This window comes from Burkholderia sp. BCC1988 (assembly GCF_905339895.1).
GTDB lineage: Bacteria > Pseudomonadota > Gammaproteobacteria > Burkholderiales > Burkholderiaceae > Burkholderia.
In genome coordinates this window covers 21,529-39,709 of record NZ_CAJPHA010000032.1, presented here as the reverse complement: position 1 = coordinate 39,709, position 18,181 = coordinate 21,529, and the positions used below count along the sequence as shown (strand labels likewise).

Here is an 18,181-nt window from a genome sequence, read left to right as displayed (position 1 = left end):
CGATCAAGCAATTCGTCCAGCCCAGTCAAGAGCGGCGCGCACCGGCTGGCTAAAGTCGACCCCACGACACCTAACCACAAGGAGACGAACCGTGGTCGACCAAGCCGTATCCGAATTCTGGCAAAACATCGCGCCGATTGCCAATCCGTTCAAGCCCGATGCGCTGCCGGAAGCGTACATCCCGAACGCGGCCACCGAGGACGCGCGCTATTACGTTCCGTTCACCGAAACGGTTTCGTCGCGGCCGCTGTGGATCTCGCCGTCGCAGAACAAATGGTGCGACATCCTGATGGCGAAGGAAGCCGGGCTCGTGAACCGGCACTACCACCCGCACGAGGTGTTCGCTTACACGCTGTCCGGCAAGTGGGGCTACCTGGAGCACGAATGGACCGCGACGCGCGGCGATTTCGTGTATGAAACGCCCGGCGAAGGCCACACGCTCGTCGCGTTCGATCATCCGGAACCGATGCGCGCGTTCTTCATCGTCAAGGGCCCGCTGATCTGGCTCGACGACGAAGGCAACCCCGACGGCTACTTCGACGTGCATTCGTACATCGCGATGTGCAAGGCGCATTACGAGAAGGTCGGCCTCGGCGCGCACGCGATCGAGAAGCTGTTCCGCTGACGCGCGACGAGGCCGCCCATGACATCCCGCCCTTCCCCCAAACTCGCATGGACGTACGAGAACAGGCTGCTGCTGATCCTGTTCATGACGTTCGGCTTCGTGTTCTTCGACCGCCTCGCGCTGTCGTTCCTGTTCCCGTTCATGTCGGCCGAGCTGCACCTGTCGAACACGCAGCTCGGCATGGTGTCGTCCGCCCTCGCGCTCACGTGGGCGCTGTCGGGCGCCGCGACCGGCGCGTGGTCCGATGCGCGCGGCACGCGCAAGCCGCTGTTGATCGCGGCCGTGCTCGGCTTTTCCGTATGCTCGGCGCTGTCGGGGCTCGTCGGCGGCTTCGCGAGCCTGATCGCGTTCCGCGCGCTGATGGGCATCGCCGAGGGCCCCGTGCTGCCGCTGTCGCAATCGCTGATGGTCGAGAGCTCGACGCCGAGCCGCCGCGGGCTGAACATGGGCCTGCTGCAGGGCTCGGCCGCCGGCCTGCTCGGCGCGATGATCGGCCCGCCCGTCGTGATCGGCATCGCGACCGCCTACGGCTGGCGCGAGGCGTTCTACGTGTCGTGCATTCCGGGCTTCCTGATCGCGTTCTGCATCTGGCGCTGGGTGCGCGAGGTGCCGCCCGGCGGCGTACGGCACGCCCAGGCCGAAGGCGCGGCCACGCACGGTACGCAGACGGTCGGCGGCACCGCGATCGACCGCTGGGCGCTGCTGAAGGAGCGCAACATCCTGCTCTGCGTGCTGATCAGCTGCTTCTTCCTCACGTGGTTCATCGTGATCATCTCGTTCGCGCCGGTCTTCCTCGTCGAGAGCCGCCACCTGTCCCCGGCCGACATGGGCGTCGTGATGACGTGCCTCGGCGCCGCGTGGGTGTTCTGGGGCTTCGCGGTGCCGGCGATCTCCGACCGGATCGGCCGCAAGCCGACGATGATCGCGTTCGCGCTGATCGCCGCCGCGTGCCCGGTCGTGATGATCCACGTCGATTCGCTCTGGGCGCTCGGCGCGCTCGTGTTCGTCACGTACACCGGCCTCGGCTGCTTCACGCTGTTCATGGCGACGATCCCGGCCGAAACGGTGCCGCCCCGCGCGATCGCCAGCGCGCTCGGCCTGATCATGGGCGCGGGCGAGCTGATCGGCGGCTTCGTCGCGCCGACCGTCGCGGGCTTCGCGGCCGACAAGTACGGCCTGCAGTTCGCGATGTGGACGTCGGCCGCCGGCGCGATCCTCGCGTGCGTGCTGTCGTTCGGCCTGGTCGAAACCGCGCCCGCGGTGCTGCGCAAGCGCGCGCGCGCCGATGCCGCTCCCCGTCTCGATACGCAAAACCTCGGAGGACGCTGACATGCGCGCACTTCAATGGCACGGCCCGCGCGACATCCGCCTGGTCGATCTCGACACGCCGCGCGCCGGGCCCGGCGAGGTTCGCATCGCGGTCGCGTATTGCGGCATCTGCGGCAGCGACCTGCACGAATACGCGGACGGCCCGCACGCGATTCCCGTCCACGCACCGCATCCGCTGTCCGGCCGCACCGCGCCGCTGACGCTCGGTCATGAGTTCTGCGGCACCGTCGTCGAAGTCGGCGCGGGCGTCACGACGCTGGTCCCCGGCGACCGCGTGGCGGTCGAGCCCGAGTATCACTGCCACCAGTGCGCGTATTGCCGCGCGGGGTCGTACAACCTGTGCGTATCGATGGGTTTCGCCGGCCTGATGGGCGACGGCGGGATGGCCGATTTCGCGGTCGTGCCGGCCTACATGCTGCACCGCCTGCCCGACGACGTCAGTCTCGAACAGGCCGCGGTGATTGAACCGGCGGCCGTCGCGCTGCACGCGCTGCGGCGCGGCGAGCTGCGGCTCGGCGACACCTGCGCGGTGTTCGGGCTCGGGCCGATCGGCCTGCTGCTGATCATGCTCGCGAAACTGCAGGGCGCGACGACCATCGTCGCGGTCGACGTGTCGCCCGAGCGGCTCGCGGCGGCCGCGCGCTTCGGCGCGACGCACGCGTTCGACGCGCGCTCGCTCGACGCCCCGGTGCTGCGCGACGCGATCCGCGAAGCAGCGGGCGGGCTCGGCGTCGACGTGAGCTTCGAGGCGGCCGGCCTGCCGGCCACGTTCGAGGCGGCGATGCAGGGGCTGCGCAAGGGCGGCCGCCTCGTGATGGTCGGCCTTATGCCGCACGCGGGCTTCGACGCGTTCCGCGCGGTCAACGACGAGCTGACTTTCACGGCGAGCGTCGGCTACCGGCACGTGTACGAAGATCTGCTGCGGCTGATCGGGTCGGGCGCGCTCGATCTCACATCGATCGTCACGCGCACCGTCTCGCTCGAGGATGCCGTCGCCGACGGCTTCGACGCGCTGCTCGCCGATCGCGCGCAGATCAAGATCCTGGTTGCACCATCGCGCCGGCATGCGCGCCCTGTTCACACCGTCGGGAGCATCGAACATGAGCCGCCCCTGGTCGTTTGACGGCAAGACCGTCGTTGTCACCGGCGGCACGTCGGGCATCGGCGCGCGCGCCGCGTGGCGTTTCGCGGAAGCGGGCGCGTCGGTCGTCGCGCTCGGGCTCGATGCCGCCGGCCCGCATGCGCCGGCGCATCCCGACATCCGCTGCGTGGCGCTCGACGTGACCGACGACGCAGCATTGACACGGCTGATCCGCTCGCTGTCGCGCGTCGACGTGCTCGTCAACGGCGTCGGCATCAGCCGGCACGCCGACGAATACCGGATGGACCAGTTCGAACTCGTGCTGAACGTGAACCTGACGTCGGTGATGCGTGCGTCCGACGCCGCGCTGCCGGCTCTGTCGGCGAACGGCGGCAGCATCGTCAACGTCGCGTCGATGTACACGTACTTCGGCAGCAAGGATCGCCCGGCATACAGCGCGAGCAAGGGCGGCATCGCGCAACTGACGCGCTCGCTCGCGCAGGCGTGGGCCGAGCGCGGCATCCGCGTGAACGCCGTGGCGCCCGGCTGGATCGACACGCCGCTCAGCAGCGGGCTGATGGCCGACGCGCAGGCGTCGCGGCGGATTCTCGATCGCACGCCGCTCGCGCGCTGGGGCACGGCCGACGAGGTCGCGGACGTGATCCTGTTCCTGTGCTCGCCCGGCGCATCGTTCGTCACCGGCGCGATCGTGCCGGTGGATGGCGGGTATTCGACGGTCTAGCGCCGGGGGCGCGCGGGCATCGGCGCAGGAGGTGTGCGCCGGTGTCCGCGTGTTGGAATGCCGGCGTGGCGCCTCCGGCTCCTGTTTTCAGGTCCTGTTTCCTGGCGCGACCCGATCGACCGTTGCACGCTTCACTATCTTCATATCAATTAGTAGTCCCATCAAAAATATTCCGGCGTGACCGGACATGTGAGGAGCACTTTGGAGATGACGAAAAAGACCTTGCTCGCCCTCGCGGCCTGCACGATTCCGGCCGCATCGTTCGCGCAGAGCAGCGTGACGATGTTCGGGCTGCTGGACGCCGGCCTCAGCTATGTGAGCAACGAAGGCGGCCACGGCAACGCGAAATTCGACGACAACATCTTCTTCCCGAACCTGCTCGGTTTCGAGGGCAAGGAGGACCTCGGCGCCGGCACGCGCGCGATCTTCCGGCTCGTCAATCAGTTCTCGCTCGCGAACGGATCGATGATCGGCGGCGGCCTGTTCGCGCGCACGGCCTATGTCGGGCTGCAGAACGACCGCTACGGCACGCTGACGCTCGGCAACCAGTACGAGTTCATGGTCGACGCGCTGGCCGCGAGCGGCAACGAGATCGCGCAGGATCTCGTCGGGCTGTACGGCTTTCGCAACGGCCCGTTCGACAAGCTCGCGCTGCCGAACAACCCGACCGGCGCGTTCGACTGGGATCGCGTCGCGGGCAGCAACCGCGTCGCGAATTCCGTGAAGTACACGAGCGCGTCGATCTCGGGCCTGACCTTCGGCGCGCTGTACGGCTTCGGCAACGTCGCGGGATCGGTCGGCGCGAACAATACGGTCAGCGTCGGCGCGAGCTACGACAACGGCCCGTTCGGCGCGGGCGCGGCCTATACGAACCAGAAGTACGGCGCGGCGGGCGGGCTGCCGGCCACCACCGTGCGCAACTGGGGCGCGGGCGCCCACTACACGCTCGGCACGGTCACGGCGAAGGCGCTCTTCACGACCGTGCACAACGCGTGGAACGGCGCGGGCGCGTGGTCGGCGGAAGCCGGCGCCGCGTGGCATCCGTCGCCGGTCTGGGTGATCGGGGCAAGCTACACGTACATGAAGGGCAACGACACGCTCGACAACGCGCATGCGCACCAGTTCCTGGCCGCCGTCCAGTACTGGCTGTCGAAACGCACGATGGTGTATGTCGCGGGCGTGCATCAGCGTGCAAGCCACGGCAGCAACGCGCAGATCAACGGCGTGATGGATGCGAACGGCGCGTCGAGCGGCGCGCTGCAGTCGGTCGCGCGGATCGGGTTCAGTACGCGGTTTTGATTGATGTCGGCCTTGAACGGAAACGCCCGCCCGGTCGATGCCGGGCGGGTTTCCGTTGGCGGGTCATGTCGTCAGAAGCGAAGCCGTCAGAAGCGAATGGTCACCGATTTCGGCTCGGTATAAGCGTCGATGAACGACGAGCCATACTCGCGTCCGATACCGGAGCCCTTCGCGCCGCCGAACGGCACGGCCGGGTCGACCAGCGTGTGCATGTTCACCCACACGGTGCCGGCTTCGATCCGCGGCACGTAGCGCAGCGCCCTCGACAGGTCGTTCGTCCACAGGCTCGCGGTCAGCCCGAACGGCGTGTCGTTCATCATCGCGATCAGTTCTTCCTCGTCGTCGAACGGCACGAACGCGCCGACCGGCCCGAAGATCTCCTTGCGATACGAAGCCGATTCCAGCGAGCGCGGCAGCACGATCGTCGGCTTCACGTAGAAGCCGTCACGCGCATACGCGCCGCCGCCGGTGACGATCGTATCGCCCTCCGTGCGCGCGAGTTCGAACGCGTCAAGACACTTGCGGAACTGCGGCTCGTTGCAGACGGGGCCGATCATCCCGGCGTCGTCCATCGGGTCGGCCGGCTGGAAGCTGTCCAGGCGCGCCTTCATCTTCTCGACCACCTCGTCGAACTTCGCGCGATGCACGAAGAAGCGTTCCGCCGACGCGCACACCTGCCCGCTATGCAGGAACCCGGCTTCGACGATGCCGTCGAGGATCTTGTCGACCGGCGTATCCGGCAGGAACGCCGCCGCGTTCTTGCCGCCCAGTTCGAGCGTGAAACGCGTGAAGTTCGCGTTGACGGCCTCCGCGCCGATGATGCGGCCGGTCGGCACCGACCCCGTGAACGACACCTTCGCCACGCGCGGATCGCGGATCACCTTCGCGCCGACCTGGCCCGTGCCGTTGATCACGTTGAGCGTGCCGGGCGGCAGGCCGGCTTCGGTCGCCAGTTCGGCGATGCGCAGCATCGTGAGCGGCGTGAACTCCGACGACTTGATGAGCACCGTGTTGCCGGTCGCGAGCGCCGCGCCGAATTTCCATACCGGGATCATCACCGGGAAATTCCACGGAATGATCCCGAACACGACGCCCAGCGGTTCGCGCAGCGTGAACGACGTGTAGCGCTCGCCGTTCATGCTCGGGAACGACGGGGCGAGCGTTTCGCCCGCGATCTTCGTCGCCCAGCCCGCGTAATAGCGCAGCCAGCGAGCCGACCAGCCGACTTCGATCACGCGCGACAGCCCGATGAGCTTGCCCGACTGCGCGGTTTCGATCTGCGCGATCTCTTCGCCGTGCGCGTCGATCAGGTCGGCGAAACGCAGCAGGATGCGCTCGCGATCGGCCGGCGTCAGGCTGGCCCACTCGCCGCGGAACGCGCGATGCGACGACGCGACCGCGGCCTCGACGTCGTCGTCGGTCGCCTGCGCGACGGAGCCGATCACCGCGCGCGTCGACGGATCGCGCACGTCGATCCGCTCGCCGCGGCCGGCTACCGCCCGGCCGTCGATGTAGTGACCGTGTTCGCGCGCGAGAAACGCGCTGACTTCGTCCAGCATCCGTACGAGTGCCATCTGTATCCCTCCGGAATTCGAATTGAGTGAAAGGCCCGACTTGCCGGCCTCTCTTCGATTCTAGGGACGCGTCGCGCACGCGGATCGGCGTTGCGTGCACACTTTTGGCTTCAGCGTGCAGATCGGTGCGACGCAACGGTTTCCCTGTGGAAACCACCGTTGACGCTGAAAGTCGCCGCTGCCGACGATGATTGCGTTTCGCCCCCGCGTCCACGCCGAATGCATTAAGCTCGACGCATTCCCCGGCCCTCTCCCTCTTCCGGCAATGGCACACGAACTCGTCGTCGACGCCAGCAACAGCGATGTGAATCTGCGCGACCTGATCGCGGACAGCTTCCTGCCGCTGGTCTTTCACGACACCGGCCCGCAGTTCCGGATGTCGGTGCGGGTTGCCACGGTCGGCGGCCTGCGGATGGCCGAGGTCGACACCACCGCGATCCGCGTCGATCGCGACCGCTCGCTCGCGTCGCGCGCCGACAGCGACTGCTACAAGATCCTGTTCCAGATCGCCGGACAAAGCCGCGTCACGCAGCGCAACGCGGCGTCGACGGTCAATCCCGGCGAGTGGGTGATCTACGATGCGACGCAGCCGTACATGATCGAATCGGCGAACGCGTCGCGCTTCGTCGCGGCATTGACGCCGCCGAGAAGCGGCACGATGTGGCGCTGGTTCGTGGAGCGCGCGGGCGTGCAGGTCCGTCGAACCGTCGGCAATGCGCAATTGGCGCTTCAATCGATCCATTACCTGATGGACGGGCAGGTGCCGAACGATCCGGAAAGCCTGTTCGGCTTCGAGCAGTCGACGCTGATGCTGCTCGATTCGGTGATCCGCCGCGAGGCGAGCGATTCGCTGAGCGGCGCCGATGCGCGCAGCGCGACGCTGCGGATGAATGCGGAAATCCATCTGTCGCATCACTACAGCGATCCCGACCTGTCGCCGGACAAGCTCGCGAGTGCGCTGAACGTGTCGCGGCGCACGTTGTACAGCGCGCTGGCCGCGACCGGGCGCACGCCGCAGAGCCTGATCCAGGAATACCGGCTGCAGGCGAGCAGGCGTGCGCTGGAGGATCCGGCGGATCCCAACCGCAACCTGCTGGAGCTGGCGATCGCGTGCGGCTTCTCGGACATCACGCATTTCGGGCGCGCGTTCAAGGCACGGTTCGGATGCAGCCCCGGGGCGTATCGCGTCGCATGTCGCGGTATTTCGGAGGCGTGAAGCGGGATCGCCGCGAACTGCAGCGGCTTCGATGAACGATCTCGAGGGCGACGCTCGCGTGCCCCGGGGAAGTATGCATCATCCGCAACCTGGCATCGCCGCCCGGTGTCGACCACACGTGCATTCGTGTCATCCCGGCACGGTTCGACGACGTCGGCCAACGCACATGCGATCGTCCACTTGCGATTCCAGCGTGTCGGCTCGACGGTCCGTTACTGCAAAAAATCGGCGACACCACGCGTATCGCCCCGTCCGGCCTCCGCACAAGTCATTCAACATGATCAGCATTCAATGCGACGCTTGAGGCCGACACTATGTGCAACATGAGATTCAATCAGGCCCAACTTCCACTCGATGAGCTCCGCATCTTCACCTGATTCCATCACTCGAAAATAATATGCACTACTACGGTGCCAATCCATAGTGCTGACTACCCATTGATGCATCATTTGATGTCTGACATTCTGGAAGCGTGTCAGCGATGCATGGAATGTAACAAACATGAATGGATTTCGTCTTGAAAATGAAATTTCTTGCGCATGCAACGTAGACGGCCCGGACCTTGCGCCCCCCACACGTTCGAAGACGGAATCTCCTGTTGTTTCGCCCGACGAAACAGCCCCCGCACGCCCCGACTGTCTCAGGATTGCCCGCCTGATCGATGTCCTTCGGACACCGGCATGCCATTTCGACGAGAACGGGCGGGTCGTGAGCATCAACGATGCATGGCTTGCCTACGCGGATCGCTCCGCCGAGGCCACGTATCGACTCCAATGGACGGAGTTGATCCATCCGGAGCACCGCTGCACCGCCGAGTCGACACTTCACGCGGCGCAACCCGGCTCGGTACACGAAACGCTGGAGTGCCGGCTGGCGGGTTCCCACGGCATCGACCAGTGGTTCACCGTCGACCTTCACCGTGTCGACGACGGATGGCTCTGCACTTGCACGAATATCCATGACCTGAAGGCCAAGGAAATCGAACTGAAGAGTCACACGTCGATACAGACGGACATGCTGAATATCAGCATCGACTGCATCAAACTGATTTCGCCGACAGGCAACGTGCTGCACATGAACCGCGCCGGATGCCAGGCGCTGGGCGTCGACGAAGACTCGGGATTCGGTATGCCGTGGCTGCCGCTCCTGCCCGAAGACGTGTGGCCCGACGGAAATGTCGCGCTCGAATCCGCCAGGAACGGTGTGTTCGGCAGGTTTCCCGGGCGCAGCGAGCGTCCGGGGCGCGACGTTCAATACTGGGACAACATGCTGACGCCGATCCTGGACGCCGATGGAAAAACGACCGCCATTCTGTGTGTTTCGAGAGACGTGACGCGCGAGCGCGTGGCGCTCGATCTGCTTCGGCGAAGCGAAGAAAGGCTGGCCATCGCGGCCCGCGTCGGCGGACTGGGAATCTGGGACTACGACATCGCATCGGACACACTGCACTGCGACGAGAACTGGCATCGAATCATGGGCCACGCTCCCGGGACGGCGATTACCTCGATCGACCAGTTTCGCGCGTTGATTCATCCGGACGACGTCGACAAGGCGATGAAGGTCACTCGGACCGCGGAGGAATTCAATTCGTTCGGCAGGGATTATCGCGTCGAGTATCGCGTCATTCAGCCCAACGGCGAGATTCGATGGGTTCAGTCCACCGCCTATCCGCAGCATGAAGACGGCGTGACCCAGCGAACGATCGGGTTCGTGCTCGACGTGACGAAGATTCGCCTGGCGGAGCGGCGCCGGGAGGCATGGCTGCACTTCATTTCCCACGACATGCGCTCGCCTCAGGCATCGATTCTCGCGTTGATCGATCTTCAGCGAGCCGCTGAACCGGCCCCGCCCGCCAAGGACCTGCTCGATCGAATTGCCGCGTACGCGCGCCGTACGCTGGCACTGGCCGACGACTTCGTTCTGCTGGCGCGCGCCGAAGCACCGACCTGGTCACTGGTGGAAACGGATATCGGCAGCGTGGTACTCGATGCGATCGACGAACTGTGGGCACTCGCTCAAGCGCGCGGCATCCGGCTCGACGTGAACGTCGGGGACGAGGTCTGCATCGCACGCGTGGAACCCTTCCTGCTGATGCGCGCGGTCGTCAATCTCGTGAGCAATGCCATCAAGTTCAGTCCTGGCAATGCGACGGTAACCGTGCGCCTGACCGGCGTCGAACATGGCTACGCCATTTCCGTTGCAGACCACGGGCCCGGCATATCGGCCGAAGCCCAACAACGTCTGTTCGAGCCATTTCAACGCCTGCAAGTCGAACCGCCTCGTTACCCTTCGGGCGCCGGTCTCGGGCTGGCTTTCGTGAAGACGATCGCCAAGCGCTATGGCGGCAACATCGATTTGCATACCCGCCCGGGCGAAGGCTGCACGTTCATCCTGACGTTGCCGGGTGTCTCGTCGATACAGGACGGTGCCTGATCCGGTTCCTTGAAGCGCCGCCACTCGCCCGCAAGGTGCCACGTACTCTGAAGCGGTGTCAGTCCATGCGGGCTCGCGGTTTGGATATTGAAACGATCGACCACCGACGCCTCATTCGAGGTTCCCGGTTTCCGACCGATCATCAGGAACGCCCTTCACCGGCTTCATTGCGACATCAATGCGGCGAGCGGTCCCTGGTCGACAGGTCCTCGTCCCGGTCAACTACGCAGGAACGCAAGAAGGTCCTGGTTGAGCTGCGCCTTGTGCGTTTCGGTCAAACCGTGCGGCGCCCCCTTGTAAATCTTCAGAATGGCGTGCGGAACCAGTTTCTTCGTGGCGCGCCCGCCGACGTCGACCGGCACGACTTGATCGTCGTCCCCGTGCACGATCAGCGTCGGCATGTCGAACTTGCTCAGGTCCGAAGAAAAATCCGTTTCCGAGAATGCCCGCACCGAGTCGTAAGTGTTCTTGAAGCCTCCCATCATTCCCTGGCTCCACCACGAGTCGATCATCCCCTGAGACGCCTTGGCGCCGGGACGGTTGAAGCCATAGAACGGGCCGCTGGCAATCTCCCTGAACAACTGAGACCGGTCAGCCACCATCCCCGAACGGATGGCATCAAAAACCTCTATCGGTACCCCCTGCGGGTTGGCGGGAGTCTTGAGCATCAACGGCGGAACGGCCGAGATCAGGCCGACTTTCGTCACACGCGAGCCACCATGGCGGCCGATATACCGCGTGACTTCGCCCCCTCCGGTCGAAAAGCCGATCGCCGTCACGTTCTTGAGGTTCAGCCTGTCAATGACGGCAGCCAGGTCGTCGGCGTAGTGGTCCATGTCGTTGCCGTCCCACGGCTGGCTTGATCTTCCATGCCCACGCCGGTCATGAGCAATCACCCGGAAGCCGTTCGACGCAAGGAAAAATGCCTGGTTGTCCCAACTATCCGAGCTAAGGGGCCAGCCGTGGCTGAGCGTGACTGCCGGAGCGTCCTTCGGTCCCCAGTCCTTGTAGAAAATTTCCACGCCGTCCCTGGTGATGATCCTGTCCGCCGATTGATTTCTCCCCGCGCCGGAAACCGCAGTGGACTTCGACAAGCGCCCAGTCGTTGCGTCCGCTGCAGCCGGTACAACGGCAGCGACGGTTGCCAGAACACCGCCCAGCATCAGACCTCGACGGCTGGCATCGTCGGGAGACAGGTGAGAATCAGGCTTCATGCAATATGCTCCTGTTGTGAAAGAAATCGTCATGCCGGCCGATCGATCGGCCAGACGAACCCGCCGCGCCGTTGGCGAATTTCAGTTACAAGCACGCGCTCACGAGGAGATTGGAACTCGCGATCATGTTTGCTCGATATGGCGGGAATCGTAGGACGGCCATTAACCCGGCGGTAGCTACGTAGAAGTGCTCACGGTGTTGTTCAAACAGCACCAATCCGCGCGTCGGAACATGCCCTCGCCCGGACCAGGAGATGTGGGGGATTGCGGCGTGAAGATGAACGCGGTCGGCCATCGAGATTTTGACGCCGGAGCAGACGCCTGGCCGAATATCCGCACCTCACGCATTTCGACAGGAATCACTCGACGATTTTGTCTCGCCGGCCAAATTTGAGCGTCTCATTCATGTCGGCCCATGTTCCTTCTCGCGCTATCTGGATCGAGCGAGCTGTTGCGAGACGAAATCGATGAATATTCTCGCGCGGGCGGGCAAACCTTTTCCGAATGCGTGCAGCGCAATGACCGGCACCGCACTCAACTTCACGTCAGGCAGCACCTCTGTCAACCGGCCGGAATCGAGATCAGGCTGTACTGCCGTTCTCAGAATCTGGGCGATACCGAGTCCGTTCAATGCAGCCACTCTCATCGCATCACCATTGTCGGCATCGAATATGCCATCGATGGGGATGCTCGTTCCGTCGGCAAAAACGATCGGTACGACGCGTCCGTCGAGTTTGTAACGCACATGAAGATGCGCAACGAGATCGTCCTTTCCCTTGGGCATGCCATGCTTGTGCAGATAGTTCGGGGAAGCCACGAGCACCAGCGGCAGGCTCATCAGCGTGTGCGCGTAGAGCCTGCTGTCGACGGCGCGCCCGGCTCTGATGGCGATATCGAAGCCCTCACGGATCACATCGACGTGACGATCGCTGATGTTGACTTCGAGTGACAATTCGGGATTGCTGCCCATCAATTCCCGCGTGATCGGCTCCAGCAGGGTCCGCCCCAGATCGACCGGAAGGCTCACGCGCAACTTTCCTACTGCTCTTTCGGGCGTCGTCAGAACGTCGCTCGCATCCTCGAGACCTCGCATGAGCGGCGCAACGCGCTCATAGTATGTTTGCCCTTCGCTCGTCAGGACGAACGCCCGCGTCGACCGCTGAAACAGCGTTACGCCGAGCCGCTTCTCCAGCCTTGCGACGCTCCGCGACACGGCGGACGGCGTCGTTTCAAGCGACCGTGCTGCGGCCGTGAACGAACCTGCCTCGACCGACCTCACGAACGCTGGAAGACCGCTGAATTTCTCGAATGCCATTCGTGACTCTTCGGCAAAATTGATAGTTCCGTTGCATGACTACAGCGCTCGAATTCCCCGGACTATATTGGCGCCATACGCCAGATCGGCGCGAAACAACGGAGATTTCAATGAATCGACTCGCAAACAAGGTTGCCGTCATTACGGGTGGCAACAGTGGAATCGGGTATGCCACGGCAAGGCTGTTCGTCGAGGAAGGCGCAAACGTCGTCATCGTGGGCCGTCGCTCCGAGGCCGTGACCGCGGCCGTGGCCGAACTCGGAAATCGCGCGACGGGACTGACAGGAGATCTCGCCGATCTTCGAACGCACGATCGCGTCGCAACCCTGGTGGCCGAACGGTTCGGCGGCGCCGACATATACGTCGCGAATGCCGGCGTCAATACGATCGCACCGTCGAGCCAGGTGGGCGTCGAGTCGTATGACGATCATTTCGTCACCAATACCAAAGCCGTGTTCTTCGGTGTGCAAAAGATCGCGCCCCACATGCGCGACGGCGGAGCGATCCTGTTGACGAGTTCGATCGCCAGTTCCAAAGTGTTCGACGGCCATGCCGTTTATGCGGGAACGAAGGCCGCCATCGAAGCATTTGCCCGCAGCTGGGTGCTCGAATTCAATACCCGCGGCATCCGGGTCAACGTAATCAGTCCCGGTCCCACCGACACGCCCATTCTTTCCAAGCTCGGTATCGAATCCGCTGACCGACCGGCATTCGAGGCGGCCGTCGCGGACAGCATCCCGCTCGGTCGTTTCGGCCGCCCGGAAGAACTGGCTCGCGCCGCACTGTTTCTCGTCAGCAGCGAAGGGAGCTTCGTCAACGGCGTGAACCTGAATGTCGACGGCGGGATGTCGCTGCGCTGACCTCTCGCCAGGGCGCTCACTCCGCCGCTCGGTGATACTTCACAACGTAGCGTGCCTGCGCAATCACCTTTCCGTGCATCTGATAGGCAACGAGGGCCGGGCTCGATGTGGCGTTCACGTCGATACTTGGCACGGCGAGCGCCGATGCCGTGACGATGTATCGGTGCGACTCCCCCTGAGGCGGGCAAGGCCCGCCGTATTTCGCCGCCCCGAAGTCGGTCAGCGTTTCGATGGCACCCGCCGGCATCCGCTTCGGATTGCCGGACGCGCCTTTTTCGATCGACGCCTCCGACGCCGGAATATTGACGACGCCCCAATGCGTCCAGCCCAGCCCGCCTGTCGGGGCGTCGGGGTCGTGAATGGTCACGACGACGCTCTTCGTTCCGTGAGGAAGATGGGACCACGAAATGCGTGGCGAGACGTTGTCGCCGTGGCAGCCAAAGCCGCCGTAGACCTGTTCGTTCACGAACCGGCCACGGTTCAGGCGATCGACTTTAACGGAGAACGCGCCCGCGACAGCGATCGTCGGCACGATCGACAAGAGCATTGCAGAGCAGAGGGTCGAGCGCGTAAAGAAGTTGAATCTCAAGGTGTGCTCCGTTGAAAAGGAGGGCGTTTCTGCAGGAGGTGAGAACGATCCGGCCGAGCGGGTCGAGACGAGACGACACTTGCGCTGCCAGGGTGCCGGCGCGCACGCCACCCCGCCCAGATCACCTTGCTCGCTTGTGTGCGTTCGCCCGACGAAGTACGGACTCCTTCCGCATCGGCCGTCGACATTAAAAAATCAATCAGTAGTCCCACAGAACAGGCACAAAACTGAAACCGCTCCCCTTCTTTGCGATATGACCGACGGACGGGAACGCGACATGTGCCGCGGCCAGCAGAGCGCCGGTCTCGGCTGCTTCGTTCAACAGCGAGATACGTACGTCCACAGCGGCTTCAGGATCGTGCTCGAAGCCGTTTTGCCAGTCGGGATTGTCGAAGTTGACTTCGAAAATCGCGTCGCCTACGAACGTCAGCTTCTCGCCGTTCGATGCGACATCCACCACGCAGTGCCCCGGCGTGTGCCCCCCCGTCACGCGCGCCGACACGCCCGCTGCAACTTCCACGGTCTGATCGAACTGCACGATGTTTTCGCCATAGAGTTCCACGAACTTTGAAGCTGCCTTGCGAAGCGCGGGAGGAACCGTTTCCGGCATCACCGTCTTGCTGAAATCCGGATTTTTCCAGAACGCCACTTCTTCGGCCGATACATGAATGCGCACGTCCGGACGCAGCTTGGCCTTGACGCCATCGACGTTCAGCCCGCCGACGTGATCCATGTGCATATGCGTGATCACGATATCGGTGATCGCAGCCAGGTCGATGCCGGCCGATTCCAGTCGCATCACCGACTTCCCTGCACGCGTGAAGTATTCAAATCCGTCGCCGACGCCCGAGTCGATCAGGATCAGGCGTTCGCCGCTTCGCACGAGTGCGATGTTCAGTGCCCAGTCGAACATGTCACGTTGCAGGAAACGGCCGTCGAACCACTCGTTTCGGTCTGCTTCGCTCACGTTGGTGGACATGGTTGAAGTCGGCAGCGGCAGAACGCCGTCGCTGATCAGCACGACGTCGACGTTACCCACGCGCACGGCGTAACGGGAAGGCACGAGTTCTCCCGATCCTTCTTTGCCGAGCCCGGAGGTAACCGGCTGCACATTGCGGGTCGTTTCGCTCATCTTCGATTGTCCTGTTGGTCAAGTGGGTGAGGCGCTCGGCGCGGCGCGATTCACGAGCGCGGCCACGAATTTCGCTCGCCTGGTTTCGCTCGCATTTCAACCGAACGTGAGACGGATTGTAGTCAGGGGGAGGCAAACGCCAGTAGCGTCGGGAATGCACACACCGCGTTGTCCAACCGGCAACAATCGAGGTCCGGCAGGCAACACGAGCCGATCCGTCACCCGTCGTGTTTGAGCGTTCGACCGGATCCTTCGACAGGAGGTGGATTTCAGCGCAAATCAGTTCACCGTCGGCGCCGACCTTTTTTCTCTCGAAGGGCAACGCCGACGTGCATGTGTCCAACCGCTGGCGCTAGCGCGGTTCAGCCGTCAGTTGCCGCAACTGTTCGAGCAGCTTGACGGCAGGACTCGGCAACAAACCGTGCCGACGCCGAAATGCGGTCAACGTGCGCCGCCCGACTACCCCCGGCAATTCGAGCGTATCGAACACCCCCGCCTTGCTCTCCGTCACGTACATCGGTTCGGCCATCCAGCTCAGAAAACCGGATCGGGCGACGAGACTCTTCAGCACGGTGATCGATCGGGTTTCGACCACGACGTTCGGCAAGCCGAGCCCGTTTGCGACGAACACCTGCTGCATGTGCTCGAACGGCGCGGTGCCGCGCGGCGGGATCGCCCACTGCTGATCCAGCGTATCGGCCAGCGTGATCCCCGGCTTTGCCCGCAGCGGGTGATCGAGCGCCGCCACCACGTAGCTGTTGTCCTCCCAGCGACAGTCCTCGATCGCGACGATCTCCTCGGTGTCGGGCATCACCATGCTGAGTGCGAGATCGATTTCGCGCTGCACCAGCGCCTCGGCAAGACGATCCCAGACGCCTTCGATGACGTGAACGCGCAAATTGGGCCACTTCTGCAACACGCCGCTCACGGCGAGCGGCAGCACGAGGCTCGCGATGCTGCCTACCGCTCCGCAGCGAATCGTCCCGCGTGCGAGCCCACGCATCGCGTCGATCTCTTCACGCGCCTGCTCCGCCTCGCGCTGCAACAGAATCGCGTGCGGCAGCAGCGCCTCCCCCACCGCCGTCAGGTGCATGCCGCGCGTATGGCGCTCGAATAAAGGGGCGCCAACCTCATCTTCGAGCCGGCGGATCGCGCGGCTCAAGGCCGGTTGGGTGACGTGCAAGGTCTCGGCCGCGCGCCCGAGACTACCGGCCGAAGCGATCGTGACGAATGCGTGAAGCTGCTGGAGATTGAAAGTCATGCCTGAAGGTAATGCCTTTTTGCGAAATCGGCAATTTCGGATTCTTCCTGATGTTTCGATAATGCGTTCACCAGAACCGTACTGAACGACAGGAGACTTCAATGGAGCTCGGCCTCCCGCCGCTAGGCGCCCCGTCAGTTTCCGCCGCGCGCGCTTGCGCCCGGTCCGGGTGAGAGCGCATGTCGGTCGCCGTCGCGCTGCAAGCGCCGAGTGAAGCCCGTCTCGCCGAGGACATCGGCGTCGAAGAAATCCAGGAGACAAACGATGAAGACAGTGTCGATGCTCATCGACGGTGAGGTAGCGTCACGCGCGCCCGCCGCCGCCGCCGGCGTCGAGGATGCCGAGGCAGCGGTGGACGCCGCGGCCCGCGCATTCCCGATCTGGTCGGGATTCGGCCCGCTCAAGCGGGGCAGCGGCTTCTGGTGCTTCGGCGGCCGCGCGGGTGTCGCGGAATTCACCGACTTGCGGGGGATTACCCTGCAGACCACTCTCCACCACGATCCGTTCTGAGGAGCACGCCATGCAGATCGCCATTCTGGGTGCCGGTGCGATGGGCTCGTTCTTTGGCGGCCGCCTCGCGCTTGCGGGGCATTCGGTCAGCCTGCTCGATATCGACGACGCTCATCTCGCATCGATTCGCAGCCACGGCCTGCGGCTTTCGACTGATTCCGGCGAGCAAATCGTGCGCAATCTCGTCGCGCTGAGGCCGGAGGAGGCCGGCAAGCCCGTCGACGTCGTCATCGTCTTCACGAAGACGATGCATACGACCGCCGCACTCGCTGCCGCGAGCGCCGTACTCGGCCCTGACACCGTCATCCTGTCGTTGCAGAACGGTCTGGGGAACGCAGAACGGCTCGCCCGTTCCGTCTCGCCCGACCGGGTCATGGTCGGCGTCACCACGTGGCCCGCCGACAAGTCGGAGCCTGGCGCCGTCAGCTCGCATGGCCAGGGCACGATCCGGCTGATGAACGCGAACGGCACGCATACGAGCGCGCTCGAACAGACCGTGCATGCGTTGAATGACGCCGGCCTCTCGTGCCATGTCGATCCCGACGTCTGGGCCGCGATTTGGGAGAAGGTTGCATTCAACGCCGCCCTCAACAGTCTGTGTGCCGTGACGCAATGCATGGTCGGCGAGTTGACGAATACCCCCGACGGCGAAGAACTGGCGCTGAAGATCGTTTCAGAGGTGATGGCCGTCGCGCGTGCGCTCGGCATTTCGGCAAGTGAAGCGCACGTGGCGTCGAATGTGCGCGATGCGCTCGCCCATCATCGTACGCATCGGCCATCGATGCTGCAGGACGTGCTGGCCGGCCGGCGCACCGAGATCGAAGCGATCAATGGCGCGGTGGTCGAGGCCGCTCGCAAGGCCGGGGTGGAGGTGCCATATACGAACAGCGTGGCCTGCCTCGTCAGGCTCGTCGACGCGCGTACACGTCAGTCGGGCGGCGCGACGCCTCGACATTGAAGCGCATGGCGGTTGCCGCCGGGCGCTTCGTCGAAGCGTCCGT

Annotated in this window: 17 protein-coding genes; 10 read left to right on the top strand and 7 right to left on the bottom strand. The window is 64.2% G+C overall.

The annotated features are described in order from the left end of the window. Nucleotides 1-91: 91 nt before the first annotated feature. The 5 genes from U4012_RS32440 (at nt 92) to U4012_RS32420 (ending at nt 5,076) form a co-directional block, all read left to right on the top strand. Nucleotides 92-625, top strand: coding sequence for a 2,4'-dihydroxyacetophenone dioxygenase family protein (locus U4012_RS32440; protein ID WP_044846474.1), 534 nt, complete (start codon nt 92-94; stop codon nt 623-625). A gap of 18 nt (nt 626-643) precedes the next feature. Further along, complete coding sequence (locus U4012_RS32435; protein WP_321803702.1) at nt 644-1,954, top strand: MFS transporter; 1,311 nt, start codon at nt 644-646, stop codon at nt 1,952-1,954. A 1-nt stretch (nt 1,955) separates the two neighbouring features. After that, complete coding sequence (locus U4012_RS32430) at nt 1,956-3,077, top strand: 2,3-butanediol dehydrogenase (RefSeq protein WP_321803700.1); 1,122 nt, start codon at nt 1,956-1,958, stop codon at nt 3,075-3,077. Further along, the gene (locus U4012_RS32425; protein WP_321803698.1) at nt 3,055-3,777 is read left to right on the top strand and encodes an SDR family NAD(P)-dependent oxidoreductase; all 723 of its coding nucleotides are present in this window, start codon (nt 3,055-3,057) and stop codon (nt 3,775-3,777) included. The genes U4012_RS32430 and U4012_RS32425 overlap by 23 nt, the downstream gene beginning before the upstream one ends. Nucleotides 3,778-3,984: 207 nt before the next feature. Next, nucleotides 3,985-5,076, top strand: coding sequence for a porin (locus U4012_RS32420; protein ID WP_321803696.1), 1,092 nt, complete (start codon nt 3,985-3,987; stop codon nt 5,074-5,076). Nucleotides 5,077-5,162: 86 nt separating this feature from the next. Here the strand turns inward: U4012_RS32420 and U4012_RS32415 are convergent, their stop codons facing one another. Continuing rightward, nucleotides 5,163-6,650 (bottom strand): NAD-dependent phenylacetaldehyde dehydrogenase, encoded by a 1,488-nt coding sequence (locus U4012_RS32415; protein ID WP_321803694.1) that lies wholly within the window; start codon nt 6,648-6,650, stop codon nt 5,163-5,165. A 265-nt stretch (nt 6,651-6,915) separates the two neighbouring features. Here U4012_RS32415 and U4012_RS32410 point away from each other — a divergent pair, with 265 nt between their 5' ends. Beyond that, a complete protein-coding gene (locus tag U4012_RS32410; protein WP_321803692.1) occupies nt 6,916-7,866 on the top strand; it encodes a helix-turn-helix domain-containing protein in 951 nt (316 codons plus the stop codon). Nucleotides 7,867-8,147: 281 nt separating this feature from the next. Here the strand turns inward: U4012_RS32410 and U4012_RS32405 are convergent, their stop codons facing one another. Next, nucleotides 8,148-8,369: a hypothetical protein gene (locus U4012_RS32405; protein ID WP_321803690.1), complete on the bottom strand. Its 222-nt coding sequence runs from the start codon at nt 8,367-8,369 to the stop codon at nt 8,148-8,150. A gap of 205 nt (nt 8,370-8,574) precedes the next feature. Between U4012_RS32405 and U4012_RS32400 the strand changes: the two genes are divergently transcribed. Then, nucleotides 8,575-10,299, top strand: a complete 1,725-nt coding sequence (locus tag U4012_RS32400) for an ATP-binding protein (protein ID WP_321803688.1) — start codon at nt 8,575-8,577, stop codon at nt 10,297-10,299. A gap of 218 nt (nt 10,300-10,517) precedes the next feature. Here U4012_RS32400 and U4012_RS32395 read toward each other — a convergent pair whose 3' ends face one another. Then, nucleotides 10,518-11,513: an alpha/beta hydrolase gene (locus U4012_RS32395; protein ID WP_321803686.1), complete on the bottom strand. Its 996-nt coding sequence runs from the start codon at nt 11,511-11,513 to the stop codon at nt 10,518-10,520. Nucleotides 11,514-11,943: 430 nt separating this feature from the next. After that, nucleotides 11,944-12,828, bottom strand: a complete 885-nt coding sequence (locus U4012_RS32390) for a LysR family transcriptional regulator (protein ID WP_321803684.1) — start codon at nt 12,826-12,828, stop codon at nt 11,944-11,946. 110 nt (nt 12,829-12,938) lie between these two features. Between U4012_RS32390 and U4012_RS32385 the strand changes: the two genes are divergently transcribed. Next, nucleotides 12,939-13,688, top strand: coding sequence for an SDR family NAD(P)-dependent oxidoreductase (locus tag U4012_RS32385; RefSeq protein ID WP_321803682.1), 750 nt, complete (start codon nt 12,939-12,941; stop codon nt 13,686-13,688). Nucleotides 13,689-13,704: 16 nt separating this feature from the next. Here the strand turns inward: U4012_RS32385 and U4012_RS32380 are convergent, their stop codons facing one another. The 3 genes from U4012_RS32380 to U4012_RS32370 form a co-directional block, all read right to left on the bottom strand. Next, nucleotides 13,705-14,235 carry a YbhB/YbcL family Raf kinase inhibitor-like protein gene (locus U4012_RS32380; protein ID WP_321803743.1) on the bottom strand — a complete coding sequence of 177 codons (531 nt, stop codon included), beginning with the start codon at nt 14,233-14,235 and terminating at the stop codon, nt 13,705-13,707. A 241-nt stretch (nt 14,236-14,476) separates the two neighbouring features. Then, nucleotides 14,477-15,409, bottom strand: coding sequence for an MBL fold metallo-hydrolase (locus U4012_RS32375; RefSeq protein WP_321803680.1), 933 nt, complete (start codon nt 15,407-15,409; stop codon nt 14,477-14,479). 352 nt (nt 15,410-15,761) lie between these two features. Next, nucleotides 15,762-16,670 carry a LysR family transcriptional regulator gene (locus U4012_RS32370; RefSeq protein WP_124489030.1) on the bottom strand — a complete coding sequence of 303 codons (909 nt, stop codon included), beginning with the start codon at nt 16,668-16,670 and terminating at the stop codon, nt 15,762-15,764. A 264-nt stretch (nt 16,671-16,934) separates the two neighbouring features. Here U4012_RS32370 and U4012_RS32365 point away from each other — a divergent pair, with 264 nt between their 5' ends. Then, nucleotides 16,935-17,180, top strand: coding sequence for a hypothetical protein (locus U4012_RS32365; RefSeq protein WP_321803677.1), 246 nt, complete (start codon nt 16,935-16,937; stop codon nt 17,178-17,180). Between the two features lie 10 nt (nt 17,181-17,190). Next, on the top strand, nt 17,191-18,138 hold the full coding sequence (locus U4012_RS32360; RefSeq protein WP_321803675.1) for a 2-dehydropantoate 2-reductase: 948 nt from the start codon (nt 17,191-17,193) through the stop codon (nt 18,136-18,138). Nucleotides 18,139-18,181: the final 43 nt, after the last annotated feature.

Excerpts from the sequence above, each read along its gene's own strand:
- U4012_RS32435 (WP_321803702.1), top strand. The coding sequence starts at position 644 with ATGACATCCCGCCCTTCCCCCAAACTCGCATGGACGTACGAGAACAGG.
- U4012_RS32430 (WP_321803700.1), top strand. The coding sequence starts at position 1,956 with ATGCGCGCACTTCAATGGCACGGCCCGCGCGACATCCGCCTGGTCGAT.
- U4012_RS32425 (WP_321803698.1), top strand. The coding sequence starts at position 3,055 with ATGAGCCGCCCCTGGTCGTTTGACGGCAAGACCGTCGTTGTCACCGGC.
- U4012_RS32420 (WP_321803696.1), top strand. The coding sequence starts at position 3,985 with ATGACGAAAAAGACCTTGCTCGCCCTCGCGGCCTGCACGATTCCGGCC.
- U4012_RS32415 (WP_321803694.1), bottom strand. The coding sequence starts at position 6,650 with ATGGCACTCGTACGGATGCTGGACGAAGTCAGCGCGTTTCTCGCGCGC.
- U4012_RS32410 (WP_321803692.1), top strand. The coding sequence starts at position 6,916 with ATGGCACACGAACTCGTCGTCGACGCCAGCAACAGCGATGTGAATCTG.
- U4012_RS32405 (WP_321803690.1), bottom strand. The coding sequence starts at position 8,369 with ATGTTTGTTACATTCCATGCATCGCTGACACGCTTCCAGAATGTCAGA.
- U4012_RS32395 (WP_321803686.1), bottom strand. The coding sequence starts at position 11,513 with ATGAAGCCTGATTCTCACCTGTCTCCCGACGATGCCAGCCGTCGAGGT.
- U4012_RS32390 (WP_321803684.1), bottom strand. The coding sequence starts at position 12,828 with ATGGCATTCGAGAAATTCAGCGGTCTTCCAGCGTTCGTGAGGTCGGTC.
- U4012_RS32385 (WP_321803682.1), top strand. The coding sequence starts at position 12,939 with ATGAATCGACTCGCAAACAAGGTTGCCGTCATTACGGGTGGCAACAGT.
- U4012_RS32380 (WP_321803743.1), bottom strand. The coding sequence starts at position 14,235 with ATGCTCTTGTCGATCGTGCCGACGATCGCTGTCGCGGGCGCGTTCTCC.
- U4012_RS32375 (WP_321803680.1), bottom strand. The coding sequence starts at position 15,409 with ATGAGCGAAACGACCCGCAATGTGCAGCCGGTTACCTCCGGGCTCGGC.
- U4012_RS32370 (WP_124489030.1), bottom strand. The coding sequence starts at position 16,670 with ATGACTTTCAATCTCCAGCAGCTTCACGCATTCGTCACGATCGCTTCG.
- U4012_RS32365 (WP_321803677.1), top strand. The coding sequence starts at position 16,935 with ATGAAGACAGTGTCGATGCTCATCGACGGTGAGGTAGCGTCACGCGCG.
- U4012_RS32360 (WP_321803675.1), top strand. The coding sequence starts at position 17,191 with ATGCAGATCGCCATTCTGGGTGCCGGTGCGATGGGCTCGTTCTTTGGC.